Below are 1,625 nucleotides of genomic sequence, written 5' to 3'. Positions count from 1 at the left end.
CCCCTTGTGGGTTGAGGTGGGGAGGCTGGGACCCGGACTGGTAGTAGGCAAGCGATGGGGTGACGCAGGAAGGTAGTCCTACCGGTGAGTGGTAGTACCGGTGCAAGGGTGTGGCCCGCGGGGTAGGCAAATCCGTCCCGCACGAGGGTGAGACCTGACGCATAGCCGAATGAGGCGAATTGGATGATCCTATGCTGCCGAGAAAAGCCTCTAGCGAGTTCCGAGCGGCCCGTACCCCAAACCAACTCAGGTGGTCAGGTAGAGAATACCAAGGCGATCGAGCGAACTGTGGTTAAGGAACTCGGCAAAATGCCCCCGTAACTTCGGGAGAAGGGGGGCCATCTACTGTCAACCGCCTTGCGCGGGGTAGCGGTGGGTGGCCGCAGAGACCAGTGAGAAGCGACTGTTTACTAAAAACACAGGTCCGTGCGAAGTCGTAAGACGATGTATACGGACTGACGCCTGCCCGGTGCTGGAACGTTAAGGGGACGGGTTAGCTCTTCGGGGCGAAGCTCAGAACTCAAGCGCCAGTAAACGGCGGTGGTAACTATAACCATCCTAAGGTAGCGAAATTCCTTGTCGGGTAAGTTCCGACCTGCACGAATGGCGTAACGACTTCTCAGCTGTCTCAACCACAGGCTCGGCGAAATTGCACTACGAGTAAAGATGCTCGTTACGCGCGGCAGGACGGAAAGACCCCGGGACCTTTACTATAGCTTGATATTGGTGTTCGGTTCGGCTTGTGTAGGATAGGTGGGAGACTGCGAAGCGGGCACGCCAGTGTTCGTGGAGTCGCCGTTGAAATACCACTCTGGTCGAATTGGATGTCTAACTTCGGTCCGTGATCCGGATCAGGGACAGTGTCAGGTGGGTAGTTTAACTGGGGCGGTTGCCTCCCAAAATGTAACGGAGGCGCCCAAAGGTTCCCTCAGCCTGGTTGGCAATCAGGTGTCGAGTGCAAGTGCACAAGGGAGCTTGACTGTGAGACCGACGGGTCGAGCAGGAGCGAAAGCTGGGACTAGTGACCCGGCACCGGCATGTGGAAGCGGTGTCGCTCAACGGATAAAAGGTACCCCGGGGATAACAGGCTGATCTTCCCCAAGAGTCCATATCGACGGGATGGTTTGGCACCTCGATGTCGGCTCGTCGCATCCTGGGGCTGGAGTAGGTCCCAAGGGTTGGGCTGTTCGCCCATTAAAGCGGTACGCGAGCTGGGTTTAGAACGTCGTGAGACAGTTCGGTCCCTATCCGCCGTGCGCGTAAGAGACTTGAGAAGAGCTGTCCCTAGTACGAGAGGACCGGGACGGACGAACCTCTGGTGTGCCAGTTGTACCGCCAGGTGCACTGCTGGTTAGCTACGTTCGGCAGGGATAACCGCTGAAAGCATCTAAGCGGGAAGCTCGCTTCAAGATGAGGTCTCTCACCGGGTTAACCGGGTAAGGCCCCCGCCCAGACCAGCGGGTTGATAGGCCGGAAGTGGAAGCACCGCAAGGTGTGGAGCTGACCGGTACTAATAGGCCGAGGGCTTGACCACACACACCCACTCGGGCTGTCGTGCAGGTCAGGGTCAATTAACGAAGATTGCTTCGCGTCCACTGTGCGGTTCTGAACGCACGAACCAGGTC

At 57.8% G+C, this 1,625-nt stretch carries 1 rRNA gene; it reads left to right on the top strand.

Features of this window, described 5'->3' with window-relative positions:
* Positions 1-1,534: ribosomal RNA gene (locus tag BLS70_RS21115) — 23S ribosomal RNA — on the top strand; the annotation flags it as partial.
* Between the last annotated feature and the right edge of the window lie 91 nt (positions 1,535-1,625).

The sequence above is a fragment of the Blastococcus aurantiacus genome, from assembly GCF_900102425.1.
Taxonomy (GTDB): Bacteria; Actinomycetota; Actinomycetes; order Mycobacteriales; family Geodermatophilaceae; genus Blastococcus; species Blastococcus aurantiacus.
Note: the sequence above shows the minus strand (reverse complement) of the source record. Positions and strands in the feature narration are given on the sequence as shown.